This is a genomic window from Mycobacterium sp. 1245805.9 (assembly GCF_001672915.1).
Lineage (GTDB): Bacteria > Actinomycetota > Actinomycetes > Mycobacteriales > Mycobacteriaceae > Mycobacterium.
Window position 1 is genome coordinate 1 of the sequence record NZ_LZKR01000106.1, and the last position, 26,288, is coordinate 26,288.

A 26,288-nucleotide genomic window follows, 5' to 3' on the forward strand; every position below is an offset into this window, starting at 1 on the left:
CCGCGGACACCCCGGACGGCTTCGGCGTTGCCGTCGTGCGGGAAGAGGGTAAGTGGCGCTGTTATCCCATGGGCGCCTACGCTAGTCGCTGACCAGGCCACCTGACCAGACGGAACACCGTCGCCCGGCAAAAGTGTGCAAACCTAAGACGGTGGCCCGCGCTGTATCCAAGACACCCGTCTGCGTGCTCGGGCTCGGCCTGATCGGCGGCTCGATCATGCGGGCCGCGACGGCGGCCGGGCGCGAGGTGTTCGGCTACAACCGATCCGTCGAGGGCGCGCATGCGGCCACCGCCGACGGCTTCGACGCCAGCACCGATCTCAGCCACACCCTGACCCGCGCCGCCGACACCGGCGCGCTGATCGTCCTGGCCGTGCCGATGCCGGCACTGGCGGGCATGCTCGCCCACATCAGCGAGCTGGCCCCCCATTGCCCGCTGACCGACGTCACCAGCGTCAAGAGCGCAGTGCTGACGGAGGTGGCCGCGGCCGGTCTGCTGGAGCGCTTCGTCGGCGGTCACCCGATGACGGGCACCGCGGACTCGGGCTGGGCCGCCGGATACGCCGGGCTATTCACCAGGGCCCCGTGGGTCATCAGCGTGGACGACCATGTCGACCCCCGGGTGTGGTCGATGGTGATGACCCTGGCGCTGGACTGCGGCGCGCTGGTGGTGCCGGCCAAATCGGATGAGCATGACGCCGCGGCGGCCGCCATCTCGCACCTGCCCCACCTGCTGGCCGAGGCCCTGGCGGTCACCGCCGGCGAGGTCCCGCTGGCGTTCGCGCTGGCGGCCGGCTCCTTCCGGGACGGCACCCGGGTCGCCGGCACCGCCCCGGACCTGGTCCGCGCGATGTGCGAGGGCAACGCCGAGCAGCTGCTCCCCGCGGTCGACCAGGTCATCGAGTTGCTGCGCCGCGCCCGCGACTCCCTGGCCCACCACAACTCGCTGGCCGACCTCGTCGACGCGGGCCACGCCGCGCGGATCCGTTACGACAGCTTCCCACGCTCCGACATCTTCACGGTCGTCATCGGCGGGGAGAAGTGGCGCGAGGAACTGGCCGCCGCGGGCCGCGCGGGCGGGGTGATCAGATCCGCTCTGCCAAGCTTGGATAGTCCACAATGAACCCGTCCTCGTCCACGCTCACGGTGGTGTCGGCGACGGGAGAGCGCAACTTGATTCCGTCGAGACGGCCCTGGCTGGTGTAGCTGACGGTCGCCGCGGTGACGGACATGTCGGGCACGTTCACGTAGACCATGGGCAGCGCCACCGTGTCCGCCCGTTCGTGCAGGGCGAGGCGGCGGATCGGTAGTGCGTTGAAGAACGGGCTGAACACCACGTCGACGTCGAGCGCGCCGTTGTATCCGGCGCGCCGCTCGCCCTGGTGGTCGGTGATCAGCCACATGTTTTCCTCGTCCCGGGCGATGGACAGCACGCGTTCACGCTCGGCCAACGTCACGGTCAACCCGAGCCGCTTGGTGGCGCCGGTCTCGTCGGTCTGCAGGTCGTAGTAGGCGCCGAACGCCGGGTTGGTCGGGGTGGCGGCGGCCACGATGCGCCCGTTAGCCCTGATCCGCTTGTTGGACAGCTGGATTCGTACCGATTCCATGCGTGAGATGTCCTGTGCGCGCCAGGTCAGCATCGCCTGCCGCACGCGCCGGGCGGGGTCGGAGGGGGCTGCGTTCACGCTTCTACCGTAAAACTTGTCCACCGACGGCGGCAGGTTTGTCGGCAAGTGCGGTGGGCGTCACGTGCTCGCGCCGGCGGATGCGCCCACGTAGCCGGCCGGTGCCGGGCGCCGACGCCCACACCGCGAGCGCCAGCAGGCCGTCGAGGATCAGCGCCAACGCGGCCACCATCAGCGCGCCGACCAGCGCGAGGTGGAATTGGCGTTCCTTGATCCCGTCGATCAGGTAGCGGCCCAGCCCGCCGAGGCTGGCGTAGGCGGCGACGGTCGCGGTGGCGACCACCTGCAGCGTCGCGTTGCGCAGCCCGCCCAGGATCAGCGGCAGCGCGTTGGGTATCTCGGCGCGCAGCAGCACCTGCGCCTCCGTCATGCCCATCGCGCGGGCGGCGTCGACGACCGTCGGCTCGACGTTGGCGATGCCCGCATAGGTGCCGGCCAGCAGCGACGGCACGCCGAGCAGCATCAGGGCGACCAGCGGCGGCCCCAAACCCAGCCCGAACAGCAGCACCCCCAGCAGCAGCACGCCCAGCGTCGGCAGGGCGCGCAGGCCGTTGACGGCGCCGACCACCAGCAGCGTGCCGCGCCCGGTGTGCCCGATGATCAGCCCGACCGGGACGGCGATCAGCGCCGACGCGCCCACCGCGATCGCGGTGTACTCCAGATGCTCCAGGACCCGCGACGCCAGCCCGACGGGGCCGGTCCAGTTGTCGGCGGTCAGGAGGTAGGAGATGGCCTGCTGCACGAAGTTCATCGCGCGCCGCCCACGACAGGGGCCACCACCGACCGGCGGCGCGGGGTGCGCCCGGCCCGCTCCCACGGCGTGGCCAGCCGGCCCGCCAGGACGATGAGCGCGTCGATGCCGATCGCCAGCACGAACAGCGCGATGATGCCGGCGACGATCTGATCGCTCTTGTCGGTCTGGTACCCCTCGGTGAACCAGGTGCCCAGGCCCCCGATGCCGATCACCGACCCCACCGAGACCATCGCGATGTTGGTCACGACTACCACGCGCAGCCCCGCGACGAGCACCGGGATGGACAGCGGCAGTTCGACTCTCAGCATCCGCTTGAGCGTCGGGTAGCCGACGGCGGTGGCGGCGTCGCTGACCTGGGCGGGCACCGCGTCCAGCGCCTCGAGCACCGCCCGCACCAGCAGCGCGGCGGTGTAGGCCGTCAGCGCCACCATGACGTTGGCCTCGTCGAGGATCCGGGTTCCGATGATCGTCGGCAACACCACGAACAGCGCCAGCGAGGGGACGGTGAACACGACGCTGGCGGTCGCCGTGGTCAGCCGCCGGGCGATCGGCGCGCGCTGCACCAGCACGCCCAGCGGCACCGCAATGGCCAACCCGATCACCACCGGCACCAGCGACAGCCGCAGATGGATCACGGTCAGCGCCCAGGCGTCGTCGAGGTGGTTGAGCAGGTAGTGCATGCCTAGGCCCTCCGCCGGTCTTCCACCGCGGCCAGCACGTCGGCGGCCAGCACGCCGCCGATCAGCTTGCCCCCGTCGTCGACGGCGACCCCCAGGCCGGACGGCGACGACAGCGCCGCGTCGAGGGCGTGGCTGAGGTTGCCGTCGGGGCGGAACACCGACCCGACGCCGCCCATGCTGTCGGACAACGACACGCCCGCGCGGTGCTTGCGCAAGCCCTCGGCGTCGATCCATCCCACCGGGGCGCCAGCGTCGTCGACGACCACCGCCCAGCCGTCCGGCGGGCCCGCGTCGGGCAGGCTGGCCGCGGCGATCCGGTCGATGTCGTGCAATGGCAACCCGTCGGCGCCCATGAGCTGCAGCCACCGATAGCCGCGGCCCAGGCCGATGAACCGGGCAACGAATTCGTTGGCCGGACGCGACAGCAGCTGTGCGGGTTCGTCGTACTGCTGCAGCACGCCGTCCCGGAACACCGCTATCCGTTCGCCGAGCCGCAGCGCCTCGTCGATGTCGTGCGTGACGAACACGGTCGTCTTGTGCAATTCGCTTTGCAGACGCAGGATTTCGTTCTGCAGCTCGTGGCGCACCACCGGGTCGACCGCGGAGAACGGCTCGTCCATCAACAGGATCGGCGGATCCGCGGCGAGCGCGCGCGCCACGCCGACGCGTTGTTGTTCGCCGCCGGAGAGCTGCGCCGGGTAGCGGGTGGCGATCTTGGGGTCCAACCCGACGCGCTCGAGCACCTCGTAGGCGGCCTTGCGGGCATCCCGGCGCGAGCGGCCCTTGAGCACGGGAACCGTTGCGACGTTGTCGATCACGCGCTGATGGGGCATCAGGCCGGCGTGCTGGATGACATAGCCGATCCCGAGGCGCAACCGCACCGGGTTGACGGTCGAGACGTCCGCCCCGTTGACGGTTATCCTGCCGGAGGTCGGCTCGATCATCCGGTTGATCATGCGCAACGCCGTGGTCTTGCCGCTGCCCGAAGAGCCAACGAACACCGTCAATTCCCCGTTGGGGACCACCAGGCTCAGCCCGTCGACGGCCGTCGTCCCGTCGGCGAAGACCTTGCTGACATTGTCGAAGACGATCAACGCGGTTGACCGATCGGGTGGTTGAAGCCGTTGTCGCGCACCCAGTTTCGGGCGGCCTGGTCGGGATCGATGCCGGAATTGCCCGACACCGCGGCATTGAGGCGAGCCACGCCGGAGGTGGTCAGCTTCGCCGACACCGCGTCCAGCACATCCTTGAGGCGGTCCGATTTCTTCTGCGAATTCACCAGCGGCACAATGTTACCGGCCAGGAAGTTGTGCTGCGGGTCCTCGAGCGCCACCAGATGATTCTGCAGCATCGCCGGTGAGGTGCTGAAGATGTTGGCGGCGGTCACCTTGCCCTCCACCAGCGCGCGCACGGTCACCGCGCCGCCGCCGTCGTTGATGGCGACGAAGTTGCCCGGGGCGATGTTGAGTCCGTACTTCTGCCGCAGACCCGGCAGCCCGGACGGGCGCGACTCGAACGCCGATGGCGCCCCGAAACGCACGTCCGGCGAGTGCGCGGCCAAATCGCCGATCGTCTTCAGGTTCCAGTCGCCGGCCGTGCCAGTGATGACGGTGACGGTGTCGGTGTCCGAAGCCGGCGACGGCGTCAGGATCGACAGGTCACCGGGCAGCTTCTTGTACAACTCCAGCTCGACGTCGTCGAGCATGGTCGCAGTGGAGTCGGGCGCGAAGTACAACAGCAGGTTGCCGATGTATTCGGGCACCAGGTCGATGGAATGATCCTTCAGCGCAGGAACATACGTCTCCCGGCTGCCGATCCCCATCCGGCGCCCGATCTCGAACCCGTTGGCCTGCAACGCTTCTGCGTAGATCTCAGCGACGATCTCCGACTCGGGAAAGTCGCCGGAGCCGACCACGATGGATTTCGGGCTGCGCATCTGCGCACCCAGCGGATCGGAATTGCTGCACGCGGCGATCAGGCATACCGTCGCCAGCCACGCTGCCGTCCGGACGGTCCCGCGGCGCACGCGCAGCGGCATCCTCATACCGCCGACACTAACGGCAGAACCGCCGCGGCGCCCCCGGCGGGGCGGGCGGGGGAGGAGAGTCAGGGGTTTGGCCGCTCATAATCTCATCTTTGTCCCATCGTGCGCAGATTGAAACAAATCTACCCAAAACCGCCCGCCCCCGCCGGATCCGCACCACGGCGCGACATCCAAGGAACCGGCCGTCGGGTTCACCCGCGCCGGCGCTTTATGGTCATTCCTGATCGCCGGTTTTCTGATCCTGATCCTGCTGTTGATCTTCATCGCTCAGAACACGGATTCGGCGGCATTTGCGTTCTTGGGCTGGCGCTGGAGCCTGCCGCTGGGCGTGGCGATCCTGCTGTCGGCGGTGGTGGGCGGCCTGATCACCGTGGCGGCCGGCACCGCCCGAATCATCCAGCTGCGGCGCGCGGCGAAGAAGCACCACGCGGCCGCCCACCAGGTCTAGCTGTCGGCGTTGCGGGTGAATCCTGGGCCCTGCGCGTGAATCGTCGGCGGGAAAAATGCCGAAATCCCGCCGCTCGTACACACTGAAAACCCTCAGCGCACACTCAACGCGCTTGACCAAGCGGTCGAACATCGCGTGTGGATCCTGGGCCCTGCGCGTGAATCGTCGGCGGGAAAAACGCCGAAAACCCGCCGCTCGTACACACTGAAAACCCTAAGCGCACACTCACCCGGGCAGCTTGGCCAGCTCCGCCAGCCCGCGGGAGATCAGCGGCGCGACCACCTCGGGCATGTGCTCGGATTCTTTCCCGCTGGCCAGGTCCGACATCCGCCGGCGGAAGTCGATGCCGGCTGCGATGATGGCGAGCTTGAAGTACGCCAGCGCCATGTAGAACTCCCAATGCGCCAACGGCAACCCGGCCACCAGCGAGTAGCGGTCGGCCAGCTCGTCGGCCGTCGGCAACAGCGGCGACGTCCAGGCGGCCTGCGCGTTCACGATCAGGTCCAGCGCCGGGTCGCGGTAGACGCACATCAGGGCGGCGTCGGACAGCGGGTCGCCCAGCGTCGAGAGTTCCCAGTCCACGACCGCGCGCACCTTCGTCGGGTCGTCGGCGTCCAGGATCGTGTTGTCGATCCGGTAGTCCCCGTGCACGATCGAGGTCCGGCTCTGCTGCGGAATGGATTGGCGCAGGCCGGAATGCAGCCGTTCGACGTCGGCGTCGCGGTGGTCGTCGGGCAGCCGCACCAGCTCCCATTGCGAACCCCACCGTCGCACCTGGCGCTCGAGGTACCCGCTGGGCTTGCCAAAGTCGCCCAGCCCCACGGCGTTCGGGTCGACATTGTGCAGATCGACGAGGACCCGGATCAACGAGTCGACGCAGGCGTCGATGACGGTGTGACTGAACGCTTCGAGCTGCGCGCGCCGGCGCACCACCTGCCCGGCAACGAATTCGACGATCTGAAACGGCGCGCCCAGCACCGAGTCGTCCTCGCACAGCGCGATCGTGCGCGCCACCGGGACCGGCGTGTCCTGCAGCGCGGCGACGACCTTGTATTCGCGGGCCATGTCGTGGGCCGACGGCGTCAGCCCGTGCAGCGGCGGGCGGCGCACCAGCCAGCTGGTCGCGTCGTCGTACACCCGGAACGTCAGATTCGAGCGGCCACCGGAGATGAACTGGCCCCGCAGCTCGCCGTCGCGGCCTATCCCGAGCGAACGCAGGTACCGGTCCAGCGAGGCCAGGTCGAGCCCGTCGAGTCGGTCAACTGAAGTCACTCGAACTTGTTTACCACCGCCGATGTCGGTCACCTTCACCACCGCTGATTTCGCGGCAAGAGATCCCATACATGCTCGACGGTGTTGACCCCGGCCACCGTCGCCTGACCCGTCCGCGAGAACAACAGCCGGGTCACCGAGGCGTAGTCGACGGGGAAGGACAACAACCGCCTGGTGCCCAGGATCTCGTGCAGCAGGACGTTGATCACCCCGCCATGGCTGAACACCGCGACCGTGTCCTCGGGGTCGGCGGCGACGACGAGGTCGTCGACCCCGGCGCGGACCCGCGCACGAAACGCGTCCTCGTCGACCGCGCTGGGCAGATGCCCCTCGGCCAGGCGGGCCCACTCCTCGGGTCGTTCCGCTTTGATCTGCTCGACGGGGATGTAGACGGGAAGGTCGCGGTCGTATTCGGCGAATCGGTCGTCGATCTCCACCTGCAACCGGCGGGTGGCCGCGACGGGTTCGGCGGTCTGGATGGCGCGCCGCTGCGGGCTGCTCACCACCCGCGCGATGGGGAACCGGGCGAGCGCGTCGGGCAGGCGCTCGACCTGCGCCCACCCCTGCTCCGACAGGTCCGGGTCGGAGCCCTCGCCGTGTTCGCTGCGCAGCGGCAGCGCATGCCGGACCAAGAGCACTTGCATGTTCGTTCCCGTCGTCGGATTGTGGGCAGCGCCCAGTTTCTCATCGCGCCGCGCGACACCGAGCCCGAGGAGGAGAGATGACCCAGCCGCAGATGGATTGGGACGCCGCATACCGGCAGGAAACACCGCCGCCGTGGAGCATCGGCCGGCCGCAACCCGAGCTGGCGGCGCTGATCGACGAAGGCAAGATCCGCAGCGATGTCCTGGACTCCGGCTGCGGCCACGCGGAGCTGTCGCTCGCCCTCGCCGCGCGCGGGTACACGGTCGTCGGGCTGGACGCCAGCGCGACGGCGATCCACGCCGCGGCCGCGGCGGCCGCCGAACGAGGCCTGACGACAGCGACTTTCGCGCAGGCCGACGTCACCAACTTCGGGGGCTATGACGGTCGCTTCTCCACGATCCTGGACAGCGGACTGTTCCACGCGCTGCCGCCCGAGAGCCGCCAGGACTATCTGCAGTCGATCTTCCGGGCCGCCGCGCCGGGGGCCGCGCTGTACATCCTGGCCTTCGCCGCGGGGGCGCTCGGGCCCCAGAGCGCCGACCGGCCCGGCCCGCGCGGCTTCACCGAAACCGAGCTGCACGACACCGTCGCGCAGCTCTGGCAGGTCGACGACGTCCGCCCCGCCAAGCTCTACGGGAACGCCGCCGCGCTCGCGGCTGCCGGTGATCCGTTGCCCGAGGTCGAATTCGACACCGACGGCCACTTCATGGCGCCGGGCTTCCTGCTGAGCGCGCACAAGCCCTCGTAACGGCACGGGCTTTCCGCGCCCAGTGGAGAATGCTATTCTCCGCACGGAGAGTGGGGTGTGCAGCCTATGACGAGTATCAGCGAAACCCAACTGGACCCGGACGTCCTCGCCCGTTGGCTGGATGCGAGCGGGGCGCCGGGCGCCGGCGAGCAACCGGTGCTGGAGCTGCTCAAGGGCGGTTCCCAGAACACGCTGTATCTGATCGAACGCGGCGGCGAGCGCATGGTGCTGCGGATGCCGGGCGCGCGCGCCGACGCGGCCCGCATCGACGGCCTGCTCCGCGAGATCCGGCTGGTCCGCGCGCTGTCGGGCACCGACGTGCCACACGCGGCGCTGATCGCCGCCGACGACACCGGCACCGTGCTGGGCATGCCGTTCTACGTCATGCAGGCGATCGACGGGTGGAGCCCGATGGACGGCGGGTGGCAGGCGCCGTTCGACACCGACCTGCAGGCCCGCCGCGGGCTGGCCTTCCAACTCGTCGAGGGCGCCGCCAAGCTGGGCCGGGTGGATTGGCGCGCGCAGGGCCTCGAGGGCTTCGGGCGCCCGGACGGATTCCACGAACGACAGGTCGATCGCTGGCTGACGTTCCTCGACGCCTACAAGGTGCGCGAGCTTCCCGGACTGCACGAGGCCGCCGACTGGTTGCGCGACCACCGGCCCGACCACTACAAGCCCGGCATCATGCACGGCGACTACCAGTTCGCCAACGTGATGTTCGCGCACGGGGCGCCGGCGCGGTTGGCGGCGATCGTGGACTGGGAGATGACGACGGTCGGCGACCCGCTGCTGGACCTCGCCTGGGCGCTGCTGGGCTACGACGGCGAGGAGCCCAGCACCGACGGGTTCTACCTCGACATGCGCGGCATGCCGACGCGCAGCGAGTTGCTCGAGCACTACGAGAAGGTCAGCGGGCTGTCCACCGAGAACATCGACTACTACCTGGTGCTGGCCAACTGGAAACTGGGCATCGTGCTGGAGAAGACCTATGCGGCGGGCGTCAAGACCGGAAAGGTCGACCCGAACATCCAGGAGACCTTCGGGGCGATGATCCCGCGGCTCATCGCCACCGCGGCCGAGCTGGCCAGGACGCGCTGAAATGGGTTACGCGGACCAGCTTTTCGACCTGACCGACAGGGTGGTGCTGATCACCGGGGGCAGCCGCGGGCTGGGGCGGGAGATGGCGTTCGCAGCCGCCCACTGCGGCGCCGACGTGGTGATCGCCAGCCGCAACATGGACAACTGCGTGAGCACCGCCAAGGAAATCGAGGCCGAAACCGGCCGCTCGGCCATGCCGTATCAGGTGCACGTGGGGCGGTGGGATCAGCTCGACGGCCTGGTCGAGGCCACCTATGAGCGGTTCGGCAGGGTCGACACGCTGATCAACAACGCGGGCATGTCGCCGCTGTACGACAAGCTGACCGACGTCACCGAGAAACTCTTCGACGCGGTGCTCAACCTGAACCTCAAGGGGCCCTTCCGGTTATCGGCGTTGGTGGGCGAGCGGATGGTCGCGGCCGGGCGCGGGTCGATCATCAACGTGAGCACGGCCGGATCGCTGCGGCCGGCCCCCGACATCGTCCCCTACGCCTCGGCCAAGGCCGGTCTGAACGCCATGACCGAGGCGCTGGCGAAGGCGTTCGGACCGGACGTCCGGGTCAACACGCTGATGGCCGGGCCGTTCCTGACCGACGTGAGCAAGGCGTGGAACCTCGAGGGGACCAAGGGCAAGCCGTTCGGGCACCTGGCGTTGCAGCGCGCCGGCGCCCCGCGCGAAATCGTCGGCGCTGCACTGTTTCTGGCGTCCGACGCCTCCAGTTTCACCACCGGCTCGATCCTGCGGGCCGACGGCGGAATTCCTTAGTGATAGGAGATTCGAATGTCTTGGGATTTCTCCACCGAACCGGAGTTCGAAAAGAAGCTGGACTGGATCCGCGAGTTCGTCCGCGAGGAGGTCGAACCCCTCGAGGTGCTGTTTCCGGGGTGTGAGTTCCTGCCGCTCAACGACGAGCGGCGCCGAATCGTCGATCCGCTCAAGCAGCAGGTCCGCGACAACGGCCTGTGGGCACCGCATTTGGGCCCGGAGCTGGGCGGGCAGGGGTTCGGCGCGGTCAAGCTGACGCTGATCAACGAGATCCTCGGGCGCAGCCCGTGGGCGCCGATCGTGTTCGGGACGCAGGCGCCCGACACCGGCAACGCGGAGATCATCGCCCGCTTCGGAACCCAGGACCAAAAGGACCGCTATCTGTCCGGTCTGCTGTCCGGGGAGATCTTTTCCTGCTTCTCGATGACCGAACCGCAGGGCGGCGCGGACCCCCGCGTCTTCACCACCCGCGCGGTCCGCGACGGGGACGACTGGATCATCACCGGGCGAAAGTACTTCTCCTCCAACGCCTCCGTCGCGTCGTTCTTCATCGTCGTCGCGATCACCGACCCCGACGTGCCCGTCCACCAGGGCGCCTCGACGTTCCTAATCCCGGCAGGCACCCCGGGCCTGAACGTGGAGGCCACCCACCACCTGGTCGGCGCCGACCCCCACGAGCCGGGGCATTCCCTGGTCCGATACGACGGGGTCCGTCTGCCGTCGGCCGCGCTGCTCGGCGAACCCGGGCAGGGCTTCCTGATCCTGCAGACCCGCCTGGCCGGCGGTCGGCTGCACCACGCGATGCGCTCGATCGGAATGGCGCAACGCGCCGTCGAGATGATGTCGCGACGCGCGAAAAGCCGCTTCACCCAAGGCAGCTCGCTGGCCGACAAGCAGTTGGTGCAGGAGTTCGTCGCCGACTCCTATACGGAGCTGATCCCGTTCCGGCTGACCGTCCTGCACGCCGCCTGGCTGATCGACAACGGCGACGAGCACGCCGCCCGCGCCGAGATCGCCGCCTGCAAGATCCTGGCGTCGCAGGTGCTCAAATCGATTGCGCTGCGGGCGATTCAGGTCCACGGTGCTCTGGGTCTGACGGACCAGCTGCCACTGGTGAACGTGCTGCTCGGCGGCATCGCGCTGGGCCTGGCCGATGGTCCGACCGAGGCCCACAAGGTCAACCTGGCCCGGATGCTGCTCAAGGGCTACGAGGCCGAAGAGGGCGACTGGCCCAGCGAGATGCTGGACGTGCGGCTCGAGGCGGCGCGCGCCAAATACGGTGAGCTCGTTGGCCAGTAGCAGGGTCACCGCGGCGGTCGAGCGCGCCCTGGACGACCGCCAGCGCGAGGCGACCGAGGAGGTCGAGCGCATCCTGGCCGCGGCGGTGCGGGTGATGGAACGCGTCGCGCCCGAGGCGCCCCGGGTCAGCGACATCGTCGCCGAGGCCGGTTCGTCCAACAAGGCGTTCTATCGGTATTTCGCCGGCAAGGACGATCTCATCCTGGCGGTCATGGAGCGCGGCGTGGCCATCGTGGTGTCCTACTTGCAGCACCAGCTGGCCAAGGAAACTCGCGCGCAGGACAAGGTCGCGCGCTGGATCGAGGGCATGCTCGCGCAGGTCGCCGACCCGCGCCTGATCCGGAAGAGCCGCGCCGCCGCCGGTCAGATGTCGACGGGCACCAACTGGCGTACGGTCGATGAGGACATGATGCGGCCGCTGCGGGATCTGCTGGTCGAACCCATTGCGGCGCTGGGTAGTAGCGATGTCGACCGCGACGTGCAGGCGGTGTTCTGCTGCACCTCCGCGATGCTGCGTCGATACGTGGGGTCGACGGATCGCCCCGGCCCCGATGACATTGCCCACGTGGTGCGTTTCTGCCTCAAAGGGTTGGGCGTCGACTGATGCGCGCTGTCGTGTGTCGCGCCTACGGGCCGCCGGAAGACCTGGTGCTCGCCGACGTTGACGAGCCCGTCGCGGGTCCCGGTCAGCTGGTGGTGCGGGTGCACGCCGCTGCGGTCAACTTCCCCGACGTGTTGTTGATCGCGGGCAAGTATCAGGTCAAGATTCCGGTTCCGTTCGTCCCGGGCAGCGAGCTGGCCGGCGAAGTGGTGGCCGTCGGCGACGACACCCCGTTTCACCCCGGGCAGCGGGTGTCCGCGACCACCCCCACCGGCGCGTTCGCCGAGCGGGCGCTGCTCGATTCGAGAGCGGCCGCGCTGATACCCGACGGCGCCGACTTCGCCTCGGCCGCGGCGTTCGGCGTCACGTACCGCACCGCCTATCACGCGCTGCGCTCGATCGCCGAAGTGGCACAGGGTGATTGGGTGGTCGTGCTGGGCGCTGCCGGCGGTGTGGGGCTGGCGGCCGTCGACCTGGCCGTCGCGATGGGCGCCCGCGTGCTGGCGGCCGCGTCCAGTCGGGAGAAACTCGAGCTGTGCCGTCGGCGCGGCGCTGAGGCCACCGTCGACTACGACCACGAAGACCTCAAGACGCGCATCCGCGAGCTCACCGGTGACGCCGCCCGGCTGGTCCTGGACCCCGTCGGCGGGCCCTACGCGGAGCCCGCGCTGCGCGGCCTGGCCCGCGGCGGCACCTTCATCACGCTTGGCTACGCCGCGGGCACCATCCCGTCCATCCCGCTGAACCTGGTCCTGCTCAAGGGAATCACCGTCCGCGGCATGGAGATCCGCACCTTCATGGCCGACCGTCCCGACGACGCCGCGCGCGACATGCGGGAGCTGGAGCAGATGTTCGCCGCCGGCACGGTCCGGCCCTACATCGGCGCGCGCTTCCCCCTGTCCGAGGCCCCGGCCGCGCTGCGGCATGTGGCTGAGCGAAAGGTGCTGGGCAAAGTCGTCATCGACGTCGCACCTTAGCTCCCGCGAGCAGACACAGAATCGCACAAGAGCGGCTGCGGTTATGCGATTCTGCGACTGCTCGCCCGGGTGACTAGGGCGTGACGATGTTGAAGGCCGGGTCGGGCTGGTCGAGTGCGCCGAGGAACGCCTGCAGCGCCGCCTGGTCACCCGAGATCTCCAGCCCCGGTGACGTGAAGTCACCCATCGCCGCGGCCAGCAGGCGAAACTTGCTGGCGGCGTTGACCGTAACGGTCGCCGTGGCGGCGTCCGCAGCCACCCGGCGGTAGACGAGCACCCCGTTGCGCAGGCTGAGCCGGTAGTTGGCGCCCGCGTCGGCGAAGCTGATGTCGACGGCGATGTCGAGGTCCCAGCTGCGCGGGCCGTTGACCCGGATGGCGAGGCTGTCGAAGATCTGCTCGGGCGTCAGCTGAGAGAGCATCGTCGGCGACGCGACCTGGACCGCGGTGCCGAAGTTGCCGTCACGCAGTTCGGCGGCCCCGCTCAGGAAGAAGTTGCGCCAGGTGGCGTTCTCCGCGCCGTAGGCCAGCTGTTCGAGCGTGTCGGAGTACAGCGCGCGGGCGCCCGCGTGCGCGCTGTCGGTGAACACCGCGTGATCGAGAAGTGTTGCCGCCCAACGGAAGTCACCGGTGTCGAAGGCCGCTTGGGCGAGCTCGACGACCCGGTCTATGCCGCCCATCGCGGCGACGTAGCGGGGGGCGATCGCCTCCGGCGGATGGGGCCACAGCCGCGCCGGGTTGCCGTCGAACCACCCCATGTAGCGCTGGTAGACCGCCTTGACGTTGTGGCTGACCGAGCCGTAATACCCGTGCGTGTGCCAGGCGCGCTCCAGCGCGGGCGGCATCCGAAACGCCTCGGCGATCTCGGCGCCGGTGTATCCCTGGTTCAGCAGCCGCAGCGTCTGGTCGTGCAGGTAGGCGTACAGGTCGCGTTGCAGCGAAAGGAATTCGACGATGTCCTTCCGGCCCCAGGTGGGCCAGTGGTGCGAGGCGAACACCACGTCGGCGCGGTCGGCGAACGTGTCGATGGCCTCGGTGAGGTAGCCCGACCAGGCGTGCGGGTCGCGCACCAGCGCGCCGCGCAGGGTCAGCAGGTTGTGCAGGTTGTGGGTGGCGTTCTCGGCCATGCACAGCGCGCGGAACCGCGGGAAGTAGAAGTGCATCTCGGCAGGCGCCTCGGTGCCGGGCGCCATCTGGAACTCGATCTCCACGCCGTCGATGGTGTGCTTCTCGCCGGTCTCGCGGATGTCGACGGTAGGGACGATGATGCCGACCTCGCCGGTGGACGCGGCCTGACCAAGACCGCAACCGACGTGGCCCTGCGGGCCGCGCGCCAGCATGGAGCCGTACATGTAGGTCGCGCGCCGCGTCATCGCCGGGCCGGCATAGACGTTTTCCTGGACGGCGTGCGCGGTGAAGCCCTCCGGGGCCAGCACCGCCACCGCGCCGCTGTCCACGTCGGCCTGCGAGGTGACGCCGAGAACGCCGCCGAAGTGATCGACGTGGCTGTGGGTGTAGATCACTGCGACGACGGGACGGTCCCCGCCGCGGTGCGTCCGATACAGGTTCAGCGCCGCGGCCGCGACCTCGGTGGATATCAGCGGGTCGATGACGATGACGCCGGTGTCACCCTCGACGAAGGTGACGTTCGAGATGTCCAGTCCGCGGACCTGGTAGATGCCCGGGACCACTTCGTAGAGGCCCTGCTTGGCGGCCAGCGTCGATTGGCGCCACAGGCTCGGGTGCACGGACGTCGGCGCGTCACCGGTGAGGAAGGAGTAGGCGTCGTTGTCCCACACCACGCGGCCGTCGGCCGCCGTGATGACGCACGGGGACAGGGCGGCGATGAAGCCGCGATCGGCGCTCTCGAAGTCCCTCGTGTCGTCGAACGGCAGGACGTGTTCGCGATGGGCCGACTCGATGACTGCGGCCGGGGGTTTGTGATCCACGGCAACACACTGCCATTAATGCGCCCGTCGGTGGAAGGACGCGTGCAGAGCTGGTGGGTTAACCGATGCGAAACAATTTCGCCGAACCTCTTTTCTGGGGCACGGCAAACTTGCATACTGCCTTGACGGTTCTCAATGCCGAGGACCGCAACAATTCGGGCAAAGGAGAACAGGTGAAGCGTGGACTGACTGTGGCGGTAGCCGGAGCGGCGATTCTGGCCGCAGGCATTTCCGGGTGTTCGAGCAACAAGTCGAGCACGAGCGGTAGCGCGAACGGCACGTCGGTTGCGGTTGCCACCCCCGGAAGCGGCGCGGCGGCGCCGACGGTGACCATCGACGGCAAGAACCAGAACGTGACCGGCTCCGTCGTGTGCACGACGGTCGGCGGCAACACGACCATCGCGGTCGGTGGAGCGGCGACCGGCATCTCCGTCGTGCTCGCCGGTGACAACACGGTGAAGTCCGTCGGGCTCGGCAACGTCAACGGCGTGACGCTCGCGTACGCGCAGGGCTCCGGCCAGGGCAACGCCTCGGCGACCAAGAACGGCAACAGCTACAAGGTCACCGGCACCGCCACCGGGGTTGACATGGCCAACCCGATGCAACCGGTGAACAAGCCGTTTGAAATCGACGTGACTTGCTCTTAGCCCGCTGAGTCGGCGGGCAATCGCTCGTAACCTCAGCTGGTTGATGCGGGCGGTTGCCACCCGTTGAGTGGCAACCGCACCGTGAACTCCGTGTGACCGGGTGCGCTGTCGACGGTGATCGTCCCGTGGTGCGCCTTGACGACCGCCGAGACGATCGCCAATCCGAGCCCGGTGCTGCCGCCTTTGCGCGAGCGCGAGGAGTCGCCCCGCGCGAATCGCTCGAACACCTCGGACTGCAGCCCCGCCGGAATGCCGGGGCCGTTGTCGATGACCGACAGCACGGTCTGCGTCGGGTCGGTGCTCAACCGGGTCGTCACGACGGTGCCGGGCGCGGTGTGGACGCGCGCGTTGGCCAGCAGGTTCGTCAGCACCTGCTGCAGCCGCGCCGCATCACCGGTGACGACCACCGGTTCCTCCGGCAGGTCCAGCTCCCACTGGTGTTCCGGCCCGGCGACGTGGGCGTCGCTGACGGCGTCGACCGCCAGCCGCGACAGATCTACCGGTTGGCGTTCCAGCGGCCGGCCCGAGTCCAGGCGGGCGAGCAGCAGCAGGTCCTCGACGAGGCGCGTGATCCGTTCGGTCTCCGAGGCGACGCGGCTCATCGCGTGCGCGACGGCCTCGCGGTCGTCACCCATGCGCTGGGTGAGCTCGGTGTAGCCGCGGATCGCGGCCAGCGGCGTGCGCAGTTCATGGCTGGCGTCGGCGACGAACTGGCGAACCCGGGTCTCGCTGGCCTGCCGCGCCGACAGCGCGGCCGCGATGTGGTCGAGCATCCGGTTCAGCGCCGACCCGAGCTGGCCGACCTCGGTGGACGGGTTCGCGTCGGACTCGGCCACCCGCACCGGCAACTCGACCTCGCCACGGTCCAGCGGCAGTTCGACGACCTCGCTCGCGGTTTGCGCGACGCGCCGCAGCGGGGCCAGCGCCCGCCGGATTATGACGACGCCGGCACTGGTCGCGGCGACCAGCGCGATCACCGTGACGATCCCGAGGATGACCAGCATCCGGATCATGGTGGCGTCGATGTTCGACATCGACAGGCCCGTGACGATGACGTCCCCGCCACTGCGACTCGGGGCGGCGACGACGCGGTACCGACCGAGCCCGTCCAGTTGGAGCGTCACCGGCTTGCGGCTGCCGGCGATGTGTTCGAGTTGCGTCTGCGCGGCCTGAGTCAACGAGGCCCGCGCGCCGTCGCTGGTCAGGTAGCCGGCGTCGACGATCTTCCCGTCGGTGATGACCGCGGCGACCATGCCGGCGGGCTGGCCCGGGGCATCGAGGAACCGCGGGCCCGGACCCGGCCTGGGATAGAAGTGCGACTCGTGGCGCCAGCCCGGGCGTTTCGGTTCGGGGTACATCAGCGCCGAGCGGTAGGACGTCCCCGCGAGTTGCCCGTCCAGCTGCGCGACCAGGTGGTGCAGCAAGGCCAGTTCGGTCGCGGCGGTGATGCCGATGCAGACGACGGCGAGTACGACGATCTGGCCGACCAGCAGCCGGAGCCGAAGTGACCAGACCCGTCGCGTCCTAGCGGGCCGGCTTGAGGACATAGCCCGCGCCGCGCAGGGTGTGGATCATGGGTTCGCGACCGTTGTCGATCTTCTTGCGCAGGTAGGAGATGTAGAGCTCGACGATGTTCGACCGCCCGCCGAAGTCGTAGCTCCACACCCGGTCCAGGATTTGGGCCTTGCTCAGCACCCGCTTGGAGTTGCGCATCATGAACCGCAGCAGCTCGAACTCGGTGGAGGTCAACGAGATTGGTTCGCCCGCGCGGGTCACCTCGTGGCTGTCCTCGTCCAGCACCAGGTCCCCGACCACCAGCTGCGCCCCGCTGTCCACGGTCGTCACCCCGGTGCGGCGAAGCAGCGCCCGCAGCCGCAGCACAACCTCTTCGATGCTGAAGGGTTTGGTCACATAGTCGTCGCCGCCGGCGGTCAGCCCGGCGATGCGGTCTTCGACCGCGTCCTTGGCCGTCAGCAGCAGCACCGGCAGCTGAGGATTGTCCTCGCGCAGCTTGTGCAACACGTCCAGGCCGCTCATGTCCGGCAGCATCACGTCGAGGACGACGACGTCGGGTCGCTGGGCCCTGGCCGCGGCGATCGCCGATGCCCCGTCACCCGCGGTGGAGATGGTCCATCCCTCGTATCGCAGCGCCATGGAAACCATTTCGGCCAACACCGCTTCGTCGTCAACGACGAGGACATTGATCGGGTTGCCGTCGGCGCGGCACATGACAACCCGCTCTACCGAGGCCCGGGATTGCGTCACAGGTTCCAGTATCCGCGCCCGGCTGAGGCAACGCTATGGCATTCCTTTGTGTCACCTGTGAAAAGATCGCGTGACTGGCGGGCAGTCACGCGATCCGGTGTTCCACGGGGTGCCTAGTACCAATACCGCCTGCCCGCGACCGGCCGGCCGACGGAGCCCATGATCCACAGCACCGCGCCGATGACGAGCACGACGATGCCGATCTCCCACAACAGCGGGAGGCTAAACACAAACCCGAGAATGAGTAGCACTACGCCGAGGATGATCATGACAACTTCCTTTTTTGTGAGGGGTCTACGTTCTTTCGCGGCCGTTTACTAGACCACTGCTAGACCACTGGGCATTGAACTGGGCTGCGGGACATGGCAATCCTTGACTTTTGGATTGACGCCCGCGTAATTCAGCGGACCGGCGATGACCGTCAACGCGATGTTTCCCGCGGTGACACAGTTCGTTGCGCCGCCCTTGAAGTAGTCGCGCTGAAAAGCCGCGAAGACTCCGATGAGCAACCAGATCAGGACAATCCCGCCGATCACTCCGCGACCACCCATGGTGACCTCCGTTGTGTTCGAGAAAAATCTCGTGGACCTAGCGTTACCCGTTGGACTTACGTCTAAACGTGGTCGGCGAGCCAGGCCTCGGCGCGTCTCTTGGAAGCCCGTGAAAGCCACGCGTCCTGAATCAGCTCCGCGAGTTCGGTCCTGGTGATCTCGGCCAATCGGCCGGCCCGCACCAGCACCGAGGGATGTCCGTCGAAATGGCTCGTGGTGAAGAACGGCGACGCGGGATCCTGGACGAGCGCGAGCTTGTCGCTTTCCGACTCCACCCACAGCATGATCACGTCGCCGTAGCGTTCGCCCGTGTCCGGATCCGTCGCGTCGGGCTGCGGAGTGCGGAAGAACACGAACGACTTTCCGCCCACCTGATAGATGGGGTTGCCCTTCGGGCCCTCCAAGCGTTTGACGTGTGGCATCGCCGCGGCGATCCGATGCACGTCGCTCACCCGGGCCGGCCGATCAGCCATAACCGCGAGGTTACCGCCATCGGTAGCATGGCGAGTGGGGTTGCGGTGAACGGGGATTGAGATGGATGGCTCTCGGCTGAGCTCTCGAGGCGCTGCGCCGTGACCGACACCCTGTTCGCCGACGTCTCGGAATTCCAAGTGCCCGTGGACGATTCCTACCCGTACCGGGTGCTTTCCATCCGTGTCTGCGACGGCACCTATCGAGATCACAACTTCGCGGCCAACTACGCATGGATGCGCGCGGCTTTGGACAGCGGACGCCTGACCTTCGGGATCGTTTACACCTACGCGCGGCCGAACTGGCTGGACAATGCCAACACCGTGCGCTCGATGATCGACGCCGCGGGCGGATTGCACCCGCGGGTCGCGCTGATGCTCGACGTCGAGGCCGGCGGCAACCCGCCGGGCGACGGCTCGAGCTGGATCAACAGCCTGTACTGGAACCTGGCCGACTACGCCGGTTCTGCGGCGCGGATCATCGGGTACGCCAACGCTTATGACTTCTACAACATGTGGCGCACGCGGCCCGCGGGCTTACGGGTCATCGGGGCCGGCTACGGGTCCAACCCGAACCTTCCGGGTCAGGTCGCGCACCAGTACACCGACGGCACGGGCTACAGCCCCAACCTGCCGCAGGGGTGTCCACCGTTCGGCCATTGCGACATGAACTCCGCCGACGGGCTGACACCGCAAGAGTTCGCCGCCGCGTGCGGCATCAGTACGAACGGAGGATGGTTGATGGCGCTCACCGACGACGAACAAGCCGAACTGCTGGGCAAGGTCCGCGACATCTGGGACCAGCTGCGAGGGCCCGGCGGCGCGGGCTGGCCGCAACTCGGTCAGAACAGCCAGGGCCAGGACCTGACACCGGTCGACGCGATCGCGGCGATCAAGCGCGATGTGGAAAGCTCCCAGCCCTCGAGACAGGTTCCGGCCCAATAGGGTTCGGCGCGTTCAGTCGGCCCGCCGCTGCGCCGACACGTAGAGGGTGGGCGGCATGACGTGCGCCGCGTCCTGCGGGACGCTGCGGTCGTAGCGGGCCATCAGCTCCGCGAAGGTTGCTGTCGACACATCCCAGCCGTGCTCGCGCAGCCATGCGTCGACGGGCGTGCGCTCCTCCGGGTACCACAGGTCGTCGAAGTCGGTGATCTCAGCGTCGACCAGCCTGGCCGCCGCGGCCCGCATGCGCTGCATGTCCTCGCGCTGCCGCCGAACGAGCTCGGGATCGGTGAAGCCGGCGCCGGGGACGTTGGAGGCGAGCCAGCTACCCTGCGCGCTGAGCGCATGTATGCGCTCGAACAACAGGTCCTGAGCCTGCGCCGGCAGGTAACGGACGAGGCCCTCGGCCGACCAGGCCGCCGGCCGTGATGCGTCGAACCCGGCCTCCTGCAACGCCTTTGGCCAATCCTGGCGCAGGTCGATCGCCACGTTAACCAGCCGCGCGTTCGGCTGCGCGCCGTGCTCGCGCAACGTGTTGGACTTGAACTCCAGCACCTTGGGCTGGTCCAGCTCGTACACGACGGTGCCGTCGGGCCAGGGCAGCCGCCAGGTGCGCGCGTCCAGGCCGGCGGCCAGGATCACCACCTGGCGAACGCCGGCGTCGGCTGCGCCCATGAAGAATTCGTCGAAAAACGCTGTGCGCGTGGCCATGAAGTCGATCATCAGCTGTATCCGCGACCGAACCTCCGGTTCGAGCTCGACGGCCTTGGCCAGCAGCTTGGGGTCGGCGTAGATGCTCCACATCCCCTCGCCCGCGGCGTCGACGAACACGCGCGCGAACGGGTCGTTGATGAGGGGGTTCTCGCTCTCGGTCTCGGCGGCACGCGCCGCTGCGACACCCAGCGCGGTCGCTCCCACGCTTTGGGTGATGTCCCAGGAATCGTTGTCGGTACGCGGCATCGCGGTTTCCCTCCCAGCCCGAAGTTCGTTAGTTGTCCACACTATTGTTCCAGGCTCCGGCGGCGCCGGCCGCTCGTCGCCGGTGACCTACGCTTCTCCCATGACACGCACGCCGCAGGAAATATTTGCCCACCATGGGCAGGCGCTCGGCGCCGGCGACCTGGACGAGATCGTCGCCGACTACGCCGAGGATTCCGTGGTCATCACCCCGGCCGGCGCAGCGCGCGGCAGGGACGGCGTACGTGGGGTGTTCGCGAAATTGCTCGACGACCTGCCCGAGGCAGCGTGGGACCTCAAGAACCAGGTCTTCGAGGGCGACGTGCTGTTCCTCGAGTGGGCCGCCGATTCGGCCCGAAATCGGGTCGACGACGGCGTCGACACCTTCGTCTTCCGCAACGGCATGATCTGGGCCCAGACCGTTCGCTACACCCCGCGGCCCAAGGGCTGAACGTGGATTCCGTCGACTTCGAAGCCGTCGCGAAATGGATGTCCGGGCAGGGGCTCGGTGAGGGCCCGATCGAGGACGTCGCCACCGTCACCGGCGGAACCCAGAACGTCATGCTGCGATTCACCCGGGCCGGGCGCCCCTACGTGCTGCGGCGCGGACCACGACACCTGCGCCCGCGCAGCAACAGCGTGATCCTGCGCGAGACGAAAGTCCTTGCGGCGCTGGCCGGTTCCGATGTGCCGCACCCGCACCTGATCGCCACCTGCGACGACACCAGCGTTCTCGGCCCCCCAGGTGAAGGGGCCGTCTTCTACCTGATGGAGCCGGTCGACGGGTTCAACGCCGGTGAAGGGCTGCCGCCGCTGCACGCCGGCGACGCCAGCGTGCGGTTCGGGATGGGGCTGTCGATGGCCGACGCGCTGGCGAGGCTCGGCGCCGTCGACCACGTCGCCGTAGGCCTGGCCGACTTCGGCAAGCCGGAGGGCTTCCTGGAGCGTCAGGTGCCGCGCTGGCTTTCCGAGCTGGACTCCTACAGCGAGTACGACGGCTACCCCGGGCCCGACATCCCGGGGATCGAGGAAGTCTCCGCCTGGCTGGAGCGCCGCCGACCGACGACCTGGACCCCCGGCATCATGCACGGCGACTACCACGCCGCCAACGTGATGTTTTCCCGCACCGGACCCGAGGTGGTCGCCATCGTCGACTGGGAGATGTGCACGATCGGGGATCCGCTGCTCGACCTGGGCTGGCTGCTGGCGACCTGGCGCCAGCCCGACGGGTCCAGCGTGTTCAGCCACGCCCTGGGCGGCCAGGACGGCCTGGCCAGCACCGACGACCTGTTCCAGCGGTACGCAGCCAACACCACCCGCGACTTGTCGAACATCACCTGGTACACCGTGCTGGCCTGCTTCAAGCTCGGCATCGTCATCGAGGGGACGCTGGCCCGGGCCTGCGCGGGCAAGGCCGAAAAGGAGGTCGGCGACCAGCTGCACGCCGGCACGGTGCACCTGTTCGAGCGGGCGCTCACGCTCATCGGCGACAAATCCTGACGCACTAACATCTCCCTTCGTGCCGCCCTACCCCGAGAACCCCGACTACTACTCCGAGTACTCCGAGCCGACCCAGGCCGCCTACGGCGGTTATTACGACGAGCCGGCCGCCCAGGCGGCCGCGCCACCGACCCCCTGGTACCGCCGCCCGGCGGCGCTGGTGGCGGCCGGCGCGCTCGGAGTGATCGTGCTCGGCCTCGCCGCGTACGCGGTGGTCAAGCTGGTTGCCGGTTCGCCGTCGCCGGCCCCGACCACCACGACGACGACACCGGCCCCCACCACCACCGCTTCGACGGCGACCACCACGACGGAGCCGCCACGCCACCACGGGGGCGGAGGCGGCGTGCCGACGCAGACCGTCACCGAGACCGCCCCGCCGCCGAGCACCGACACCGGAACCCCGAGCACCGACACTCCGACGACGACGGTTCCGCCGAGCACGGTCACCGTCTCGCCGAGCACCGAAACCAGCACGGTGACCCAGACCGTGACCATCCCACCGCGTCGGCCGTTCCAACCGCGCCCATAATCAGGACACGTCGGGGGCCACAGGGCTAGCCTCCATGCGTGGACGTCGGGGATTCGGTCAGGCGCTCGCTTGACCATTGGGAGCGCCGCGATTGGGACGCGGCGATGCTGCACGCCTGCAACGCGGTCGACGGCACCTCGAAGAAGCGCTATCCGCAGCAGGGCGTGGCGACCCGGTTCAAGCGCACGATCCGGGACTCGCTGGACATCTTCCAGGTGATGGCGGCGCCCGGCATCGACTTCGATCAGAGCCGCTTTCCCATCGCGGTGAAATCGGACCTGCCCGACGGTCGTCCCGACATCGCCGACGTTCTGTACGGCGTGCACCGCTGGAGCCACGGTCACGAAGACGATCTGCCCGAGGGTTTCGAGCTGACCCCGCACGGGCCACGTCCGGCGGGAGTGCAGATCTGGCGAACCGGAAGGATTCAGCTTCCCGCCTCGGCGGTGATCGGCCTGTTGGCGGTCGCGGTGTTCTCGCCCGAGAACAAGGGTGAGGCCATCCCGGACGGCTACCAGCTCAGCTGGTATCAGCACGTCTTTCATATCTGCATGTGGTGGGGCTGGCAGGACCACTTCCGTGAGATCATCGCCACCGCCCAGATCCCGCGGACGACCCTCGACTTCGCCGAGTCCTGGGACGACTGGTCGCCGGTTTAAAGCCGAAGCCGCCCTGCGGCTTTGACGATGACAGACTGCTTGCATGCAATCGATCGTGCGTCCGGCCTCAGCTGGGGACGCGGCCGCGTGCGTTGCGATTTACCGCCCGTACGTTCTGGACACGGCGATCAGCTGGGAACTCGACGTGCCGAGCGAAGCGGAGATGGCCGCGCGCATCAACGGGGCGCATGAATGGCTCGTCCTCGAACGCGACGATCGGGTCATCGGCTTCGCCTACGGGCACACCCTCAATCGCATGCCGACCTACCGATGGTCGGCCGAGACCGGACTTTATGTCCACCCGGACCATCACCGCGCCGGCGGCGGCCGTGCGCTGTACACGCAGCTACTGCGCCGGCTCGCCGAGCGCGGCTATCGGCGGGCCCTCGCCGGCATCACGCAACCGAACGAGGCCAGCAACGGCTTCCACCGATCCTTCGGATTCGAGCAGGCCGGGCTGTACCGGCGCGTCGAATGGAAACACGGCCGCTGGCATGACGTCGCATGGATGCAGCTCGATCTGGTCGGCTCGGCCGACCAAGAAGCGCCGCCCGGCCCGATTACCTGAGCCGGGACGGTCGCCTTCTGTTTAGGGGCCTAGCGGCCGCCGGCACCGCCGCCGAGGCGACCGCCTGCGCCACCGCCGACACGGCCACCCGCGCCGCCACCGAAGCGACCGCCGGCGCCACCGCCCACGCGGCCGCCCGCGCCGCCACCGAGGCGGCCGCCCGCGCCGCCACCGAGGCGACCGCCCGCGCCGCCACCGAGGCGACCGCCCGCGCCGCCACCAATTGCCTGTCCAAAGCTGCTCGTCATCATGGGCGGGAGGTTATCGCCGAATATCCGCGGCCACAACCAACTTCATCTGAACGATTCGATTCGGCCTGAGCGCGCCCGAAGGGATTCGAACCCCTAACCTTCTGATCCGTAGTCAGATGCTCTATCCGTTGAGCTACGGGCGCCTGTCTTCAGTTGTGTCTAGCTTGGCGGAGGCGAGAGGATTTGAACCTCCGGTCCCCTTTGAGGGGGACAACTCATTAGCAGTGAGCCCCATTCGGCCGCTCTGGCACGCCTCCATCGGACTTCCTGAGGGTACCCGAACCCCTTCAGCCGTCCCTGAACCGCCGGAGGCATAGCGTACACAGCGCCGACATATGCTGTCGAAGTGACCGCCCGCCTGCGACCCGAGCTGGCGGGGCTTCCCGTCTACGTCCCCGGCAAGACGGTGCCGGGTTCGATCAAACTGGCCAGCAACGAGACGGTGCACGGCCCGCTGCCCAGCGTCCGCGCGGCCATCGAACGGGCCACCGATAACGTCCATCGTTACCCCGACAGCGCGAACCTGCAGCTCAAGGCGGCGCTGGCCAAGCACCTCAGCTCGGCCAGCTCGGCGGACTTCGCGCCCGAGCAGGTCGCGGTGAGCTGCGGTTCGGTCAGCCTGTGCCAGCAGGTCATCCAGATCACCGCCGCCGCGGGCGACGAGGTGGTCATGGGGTGGCACAGCTTCGAGCTGTATCCGCCCATGGTTCAGGTGGCCGGCGCCGTCGCCGTCAAGGTGCCCCTGACGGACCACACACACGACCTGTACGCGATGCTCGCCGCCGTCACCGACCGCACCCGGCTGATCTTCGTGTGCAACCCCAACAACCCGACGTCGACGGTCGTCGACCCGGACGCGCTGGCGCGTTTCGTCGAGGCCGTGCCCTCGCACATCCTGATCGCCATCGACGAGGCCTACGTCGAGTACATCCGCGACGGCATGCTGCCCGACAGCCTGCAGCTGGCCCGCACCCGCAGCAATGTCGTTGTGCTGCGGACGTTTTCGAAGGCCTACGGACTGGCGGGCCTGCGCGTCGGCTACGCGGTCGGGCACCCCGACCTGATCACTGCGCTGGACCAGGTCTACGTGCCGTTCGCGGTGACGAGCATCTCGCAGGCCGCCGCCATCGCCTCGCTGGACGCCGCCGACGAGCTGCTCGCGCGCACCGACGCCGTGGTCGCCGAGCGCTCCCGCGTCACCGCCGGCTTGCACGACGCCGGGTTCGCCCTGCCGCCGTCGCAGGCCAACTTCGTCTGGCTGCCCCTCGGGACACGGACGCAGGACTTCGTGGCGCGGGCGGCCGAGGCGCGCATCGTGGTCCGCCCCTTCGCGCCGGAGGGAGTGCGGGTCAGCATCGGGGCGCCCGAGGAAAACGACGCGCTGCTGCGGTTTGCTCGCGCCTGGATCAAGGAGAACCAATGACGCTGGCCCGCAAGAAATTCACCGAATTCAAGGAACGCGCCGGCGCCATCACCGACGCCGAGCTCGACGACTTCTGGGCGACGCTGCAGCCGGCCGCCATCGACGAGATGCTGGGCGAATGGAAGGGCGGCGAGTTCGTCACCGGCCACAAGATGAACGGCCAGTTGGAAAAGGCCGGCTGGTACGGCAAGACCTTCAAGTCGGCCAGCGACGTGCAGCCGCTGGTGTGCCTGGACGCCGACGGCAACAAGTTCTCGAACAAGGAGATGGGCAAGGGCGAGGCCAGCCTGTGGCTGGAGGAGTTCCGCGGCGAGGTCACCGCGACGATGGTCTACGACGGCCAGCCCGTGCACGACCACTTCAAGAAGATCGACGACGACGCCGTGATGGGCATCATGAACGGCAAGGGCGTGCTGGACTTTCAAGATGGGGTGGGCCGGTACTACTACTTCTACCTCGAGCGGGTGTAGCTCCCGAGGCTCGAGCGTGCGGCTGGCCGCACGCTCGGCGTCCAGTGTGCGGCTGGCCGCACGCTCGGCGATGCGAAGGCGAGCTAGCTGT

Annotated in this window: 31 protein-coding genes, 2 tRNA genes and 2 pseudogenes; 18 read left to right on the plus strand and 17 right to left on the minus strand. The window is 68.5% G+C overall.

The genetic code is table 11. From position 1 onward, the window contains the following. Together A9X00_RS30800 and A9X00_RS15170 are read left to right on the plus strand one after the other, a co-directional pair. Positions 1-83 (plus strand): annotated as a pseudogene (locus tag A9X00_RS30800) (tRNA adenosine deaminase); the annotation flags it as partial. 101 nt (positions 84-184) lie between these two features. Then, positions 185-1,123 carry a prephenate dehydrogenase gene (locus tag A9X00_RS15170; protein ID WP_067154713.1) on the plus strand — a complete coding sequence of 313 codons (939 nt, stop codon included), beginning with the start codon at positions 185-187 and terminating at the stop codon, positions 1,121-1,123. Here A9X00_RS15170 and A9X00_RS15175 read toward each other — a convergent pair. From A9X00_RS15175 to A9X00_RS15195, 5 genes are read right to left on the minus strand one after another with little or no spacing between them, the layout of a single operon-like run. Next, the gene (locus tag A9X00_RS15175; RefSeq protein ID WP_067154716.1) at positions 1,086-1,685 is read right to left on the minus strand and encodes a putative glycolipid-binding domain-containing protein; all 600 of its coding nucleotides are present in this window, start codon (positions 1,683-1,685) and stop codon (positions 1,086-1,088) included. The genes A9X00_RS15170 and A9X00_RS15175 overlap by 38 nt on opposite strands. Before the next feature lie 4 nt (positions 1,686-1,689). Then, positions 1,690-2,436, minus strand: coding sequence for an ABC transporter permease (locus A9X00_RS15180; protein WP_067154719.1), 747 nt, complete (start codon positions 2,434-2,436; stop codon positions 1,690-1,692). Continuing rightward, a complete protein-coding gene (locus A9X00_RS15185) occupies positions 2,433-3,119 on the minus strand; it encodes an ABC transporter permease (protein WP_067154722.1) in 687 nt (228 codons plus the stop codon). Before A9X00_RS15185 ends, A9X00_RS15180 begins: the two co-directional genes overlap by 4 nt. Before the next feature lie 2 nt (positions 3,120-3,121). After that, positions 3,122-4,213 (minus strand): ABC transporter ATP-binding protein, encoded by a 1,092-nt coding sequence (locus A9X00_RS15190; RefSeq protein ID WP_067154725.1) that lies wholly within the window; start codon positions 4,211-4,213, stop codon positions 3,122-3,124. Further along, positions 4,210-5,163 carry an ABC transporter substrate-binding protein gene (locus A9X00_RS15195; RefSeq protein ID WP_067154728.1) on the minus strand — a complete coding sequence of 318 codons (954 nt, stop codon included), beginning with the start codon at positions 5,161-5,163 and terminating at the stop codon, positions 4,210-4,212. The genes A9X00_RS15190 and A9X00_RS15195 overlap by 4 nt, the downstream gene beginning before the upstream one ends. 175 nt (positions 5,164-5,338) lie before the next feature. On the opposite strand from A9X00_RS15195, the pseudogene A9X00_RS15200 reads away from it, so the two are divergent. Beyond that, a pseudogene (locus A9X00_RS15200) lies at positions 5,339-5,611 on the plus strand (lipopolysaccharide assembly LapA domain-containing protein); the annotation flags it as partial. A 225-nt stretch (positions 5,612-5,836) separates the two neighbouring features. Here A9X00_RS15200 and A9X00_RS15205 read toward each other — a convergent pair. Together A9X00_RS15205 and A9X00_RS15210 are read right to left on the minus strand one after the other, a co-directional pair. Then, complete coding sequence (locus A9X00_RS15205; protein WP_067154820.1) at positions 5,837-6,883, minus strand: phosphotransferase family protein; 1,047 nt, start codon at positions 6,881-6,883, stop codon at positions 5,837-5,839. A 35-nt stretch (positions 6,884-6,918) separates the two neighbouring features. Further along, on the minus strand, positions 6,919-7,527 hold the full coding sequence (locus A9X00_RS15210) for a histidine phosphatase family protein (RefSeq protein WP_067154731.1): 609 nt from the start codon (positions 7,525-7,527) through the stop codon (positions 6,919-6,921). A gap of 77 nt (positions 7,528-7,604) precedes the next feature. Here A9X00_RS15210 and A9X00_RS15215 point away from each other — a divergent pair, with 77 nt between their 5' ends. The 6 genes from A9X00_RS15215 (at position 7,605) to A9X00_RS15240 (ending at position 13,017) form a co-directional block, all read left to right on the plus strand. After that, on the plus strand, positions 7,605-8,276 hold the full coding sequence (locus A9X00_RS15215) for a class I SAM-dependent methyltransferase (RefSeq protein ID WP_067154734.1): 672 nt from the start codon (positions 7,605-7,607) through the stop codon (positions 8,274-8,276). Positions 8,277-8,342: 66 nt separating this feature from the next. Continuing rightward, on the plus strand, positions 8,343-9,374 hold the full coding sequence (locus A9X00_RS15220) for a phosphotransferase family protein (RefSeq protein ID WP_067154737.1): 1,032 nt from the start codon (positions 8,343-8,345) through the stop codon (positions 9,372-9,374). A 1-nt stretch (position 9,375) separates the two neighbouring features. Next, positions 9,376-10,140, plus strand: coding sequence for an SDR family NAD(P)-dependent oxidoreductase (locus A9X00_RS15225; protein ID WP_067154740.1), 765 nt, complete (start codon positions 9,376-9,378; stop codon positions 10,138-10,140). Between the two features lie 15 nt (positions 10,141-10,155). Beyond that, complete coding sequence (locus tag A9X00_RS15230; RefSeq protein ID WP_067154743.1) at positions 10,156-11,439, plus strand: acyl-CoA dehydrogenase family protein; 1,284 nt, start codon at positions 10,156-10,158, stop codon at positions 11,437-11,439. Next, positions 11,420-12,043, plus strand: a complete 624-nt coding sequence (locus A9X00_RS15235; RefSeq protein ID WP_067154746.1) for a TetR/AcrR family transcriptional regulator — start codon at positions 11,420-11,422, stop codon at positions 12,041-12,043. Before A9X00_RS15230 ends, A9X00_RS15235 begins: the two co-directional genes overlap by 20 nt. Then, the gene (locus A9X00_RS15240) at positions 12,043-13,017 is read left to right on the plus strand and encodes an NADPH:quinone oxidoreductase family protein (protein WP_067154749.1); all 975 of its coding nucleotides are present in this window, start codon (positions 12,043-12,045) and stop codon (positions 13,015-13,017) included. The genes A9X00_RS15235 and A9X00_RS15240 overlap by 1 nt, the downstream gene beginning before the upstream one ends. Positions 13,018-13,090: 73 nt before the next feature. Here the strand turns inward: A9X00_RS15240 and A9X00_RS15245 are convergent, their stop codons facing one another. Beyond that, entirely contained in the window at positions 13,091-14,965 is a 1,875-nt protein-coding gene (locus A9X00_RS15245; RefSeq protein ID WP_067154752.1) for an alkyl/aryl-sulfatase, read from the minus strand. 173 nt (positions 14,966-15,138) lie between these two features. Here A9X00_RS15245 and A9X00_RS15250 point away from each other — a divergent pair, with 173 nt between their 5' ends. Then, entirely contained in the window at positions 15,139-15,612 is a 474-nt protein-coding gene (locus tag A9X00_RS15250) for a lipoprotein LpqH (protein ID WP_067154823.1), read from the plus strand. Between the two features lie 32 nt (positions 15,613-15,644). On the opposite strand, the gene A9X00_RS15255 is transcribed toward A9X00_RS15250, so the two are convergent. The 5 genes from A9X00_RS15255 to A9X00_RS15270 all read right to left on the minus strand — a co-directional run bounded on the left by A9X00_RS15255 (position 15,645) and on the right by A9X00_RS15270 (position 18,901). Beyond that, positions 15,645-17,159 carry a cell wall metabolism sensor histidine kinase WalK gene (locus tag A9X00_RS15255; RefSeq protein WP_067154755.1) on the minus strand — a complete coding sequence of 505 codons (1,515 nt, stop codon included), beginning with the start codon at positions 17,157-17,159 and terminating at the stop codon, positions 15,645-15,647. Next, complete coding sequence (locus A9X00_RS15260) at positions 17,137-17,841, minus strand: response regulator transcription factor (protein ID WP_067154759.1); 705 nt, start codon at positions 17,839-17,841, stop codon at positions 17,137-17,139. Before A9X00_RS15260 ends, A9X00_RS15255 begins: the two co-directional genes overlap by 23 nt. 149 nt (positions 17,842-17,990) lie before the next feature. Beyond that, the gene (locus tag A9X00_RS31925; protein WP_232006830.1) at positions 17,991-18,107 is read right to left on the minus strand and encodes a DUF6131 family protein; all 117 of its coding nucleotides are present in this window, start codon (positions 18,105-18,107) and stop codon (positions 17,991-17,993) included. A gap of 87 nt (positions 18,108-18,194) precedes the next feature. Further along, complete coding sequence (locus A9X00_RS15265; protein ID WP_067154762.1) at positions 18,195-18,428, minus strand: hypothetical protein; 234 nt, start codon at positions 18,426-18,428, stop codon at positions 18,195-18,197. A 62-nt stretch (positions 18,429-18,490) separates the two neighbouring features. After that, entirely contained in the window at positions 18,491-18,901 is a 411-nt protein-coding gene (locus tag A9X00_RS15270) for an MmcQ/YjbR family DNA-binding protein (protein WP_067154765.1), read from the minus strand. A gap of 99 nt (positions 18,902-19,000) precedes the next feature. Here A9X00_RS15270 and A9X00_RS15275 point away from each other — a divergent pair, with 99 nt between their 5' ends. Beyond that, positions 19,001-19,843 (plus strand): hypothetical protein, encoded by an 843-nt coding sequence (locus A9X00_RS15275; RefSeq protein WP_067154768.1) that lies wholly within the window; start codon positions 19,001-19,003, stop codon positions 19,841-19,843. 12 nt (positions 19,844-19,855) lie between these two features. On the opposite strand, the gene A9X00_RS15280 is transcribed toward A9X00_RS15275, so the two are convergent. Continuing rightward, positions 19,856-20,800, minus strand: a complete 945-nt coding sequence (locus A9X00_RS15280; protein ID WP_067154771.1) for a class I SAM-dependent methyltransferase — start codon at positions 20,798-20,800, stop codon at positions 19,856-19,858. Positions 20,801-20,900: 100 nt separating this feature from the next. On the opposite strand from A9X00_RS15280, the gene A9X00_RS15285 reads away from it, so the two are divergent. From A9X00_RS15285 to A9X00_RS15305, 5 genes are read left to right on the plus strand one after another with little or no spacing between them, the layout of a single operon-like run. Beyond that, the gene (locus A9X00_RS15285; protein ID WP_067154774.1) at positions 20,901-21,248 is read left to right on the plus strand and encodes a nuclear transport factor 2 family protein; all 348 of its coding nucleotides are present in this window, start codon (positions 20,901-20,903) and stop codon (positions 21,246-21,248) included. 38 nt (positions 21,249-21,286) lie between these two features. Then, entirely contained in the window at positions 21,287-22,297 is a 1,011-nt protein-coding gene (locus tag A9X00_RS15290) for a phosphotransferase family protein (RefSeq protein WP_082975290.1), read from the plus strand. 19 nt (positions 22,298-22,316) lie between these two features. After that, positions 22,317-22,826, plus strand: a complete 510-nt coding sequence (locus A9X00_RS29930; RefSeq protein ID WP_082975288.1) for a hypothetical protein — start codon at positions 22,317-22,319, stop codon at positions 22,824-22,826. Between the two features lie 38 nt (positions 22,827-22,864). Then, positions 22,865-23,485, plus strand: coding sequence for a hypothetical protein (locus A9X00_RS15300; protein WP_067154783.1), 621 nt, complete (start codon positions 22,865-22,867; stop codon positions 23,483-23,485). Positions 23,486-23,528: 43 nt separating this feature from the next. Then, positions 23,529-24,053 carry a GNAT family N-acetyltransferase gene (locus tag A9X00_RS15305; protein WP_156772106.1) on the plus strand — a complete coding sequence of 175 codons (525 nt, stop codon included), beginning with the start codon at positions 23,529-23,531 and terminating at the stop codon, positions 24,051-24,053. Here A9X00_RS15305 and A9X00_RS15310 read toward each other — a convergent pair. From A9X00_RS15310 to A9X00_RS15320, 3 genes are all read right to left on the minus strand, one after another. Then, positions 24,046-24,288 carry a hypothetical protein gene (locus tag A9X00_RS15310; RefSeq protein WP_067154786.1) on the minus strand — a complete coding sequence of 81 codons (243 nt, stop codon included), beginning with the start codon at positions 24,286-24,288 and terminating at the stop codon, positions 24,046-24,048. The two genes, A9X00_RS15305 and A9X00_RS15310, sit on opposite strands and share 8 nt — an antisense overlap. A gap of 86 nt (positions 24,289-24,374) precedes the next feature. Next, positions 24,375-24,447, minus strand: a tRNA-Arg gene (locus A9X00_RS15315). Positions 24,448-24,469: 22 nt separating this feature from the next. Further along, a tRNA-Ser gene (locus tag A9X00_RS15320) sits at positions 24,470-24,561 on the minus strand. Between the two features lie 89 nt (positions 24,562-24,650). Here A9X00_RS15320 and hisC point away from each other — a divergent pair. Beyond that, complete coding sequence (gene hisC / locus A9X00_RS15325; RefSeq protein WP_067154789.1) at positions 24,651-25,727, plus strand: histidinol-phosphate transaminase; 1,077 nt, start codon at positions 24,651-24,653, stop codon at positions 25,725-25,727. Next, a complete protein-coding gene (locus tag A9X00_RS15330) occupies positions 25,724-26,197 on the plus strand; it encodes a DUF4334 domain-containing protein (protein ID WP_067154792.1) in 474 nt (157 codons plus the stop codon). The genes hisC and A9X00_RS15330 overlap by 4 nt, the downstream gene beginning before the upstream one ends. Positions 26,198-26,288 lie beyond the last annotated feature (91 nt).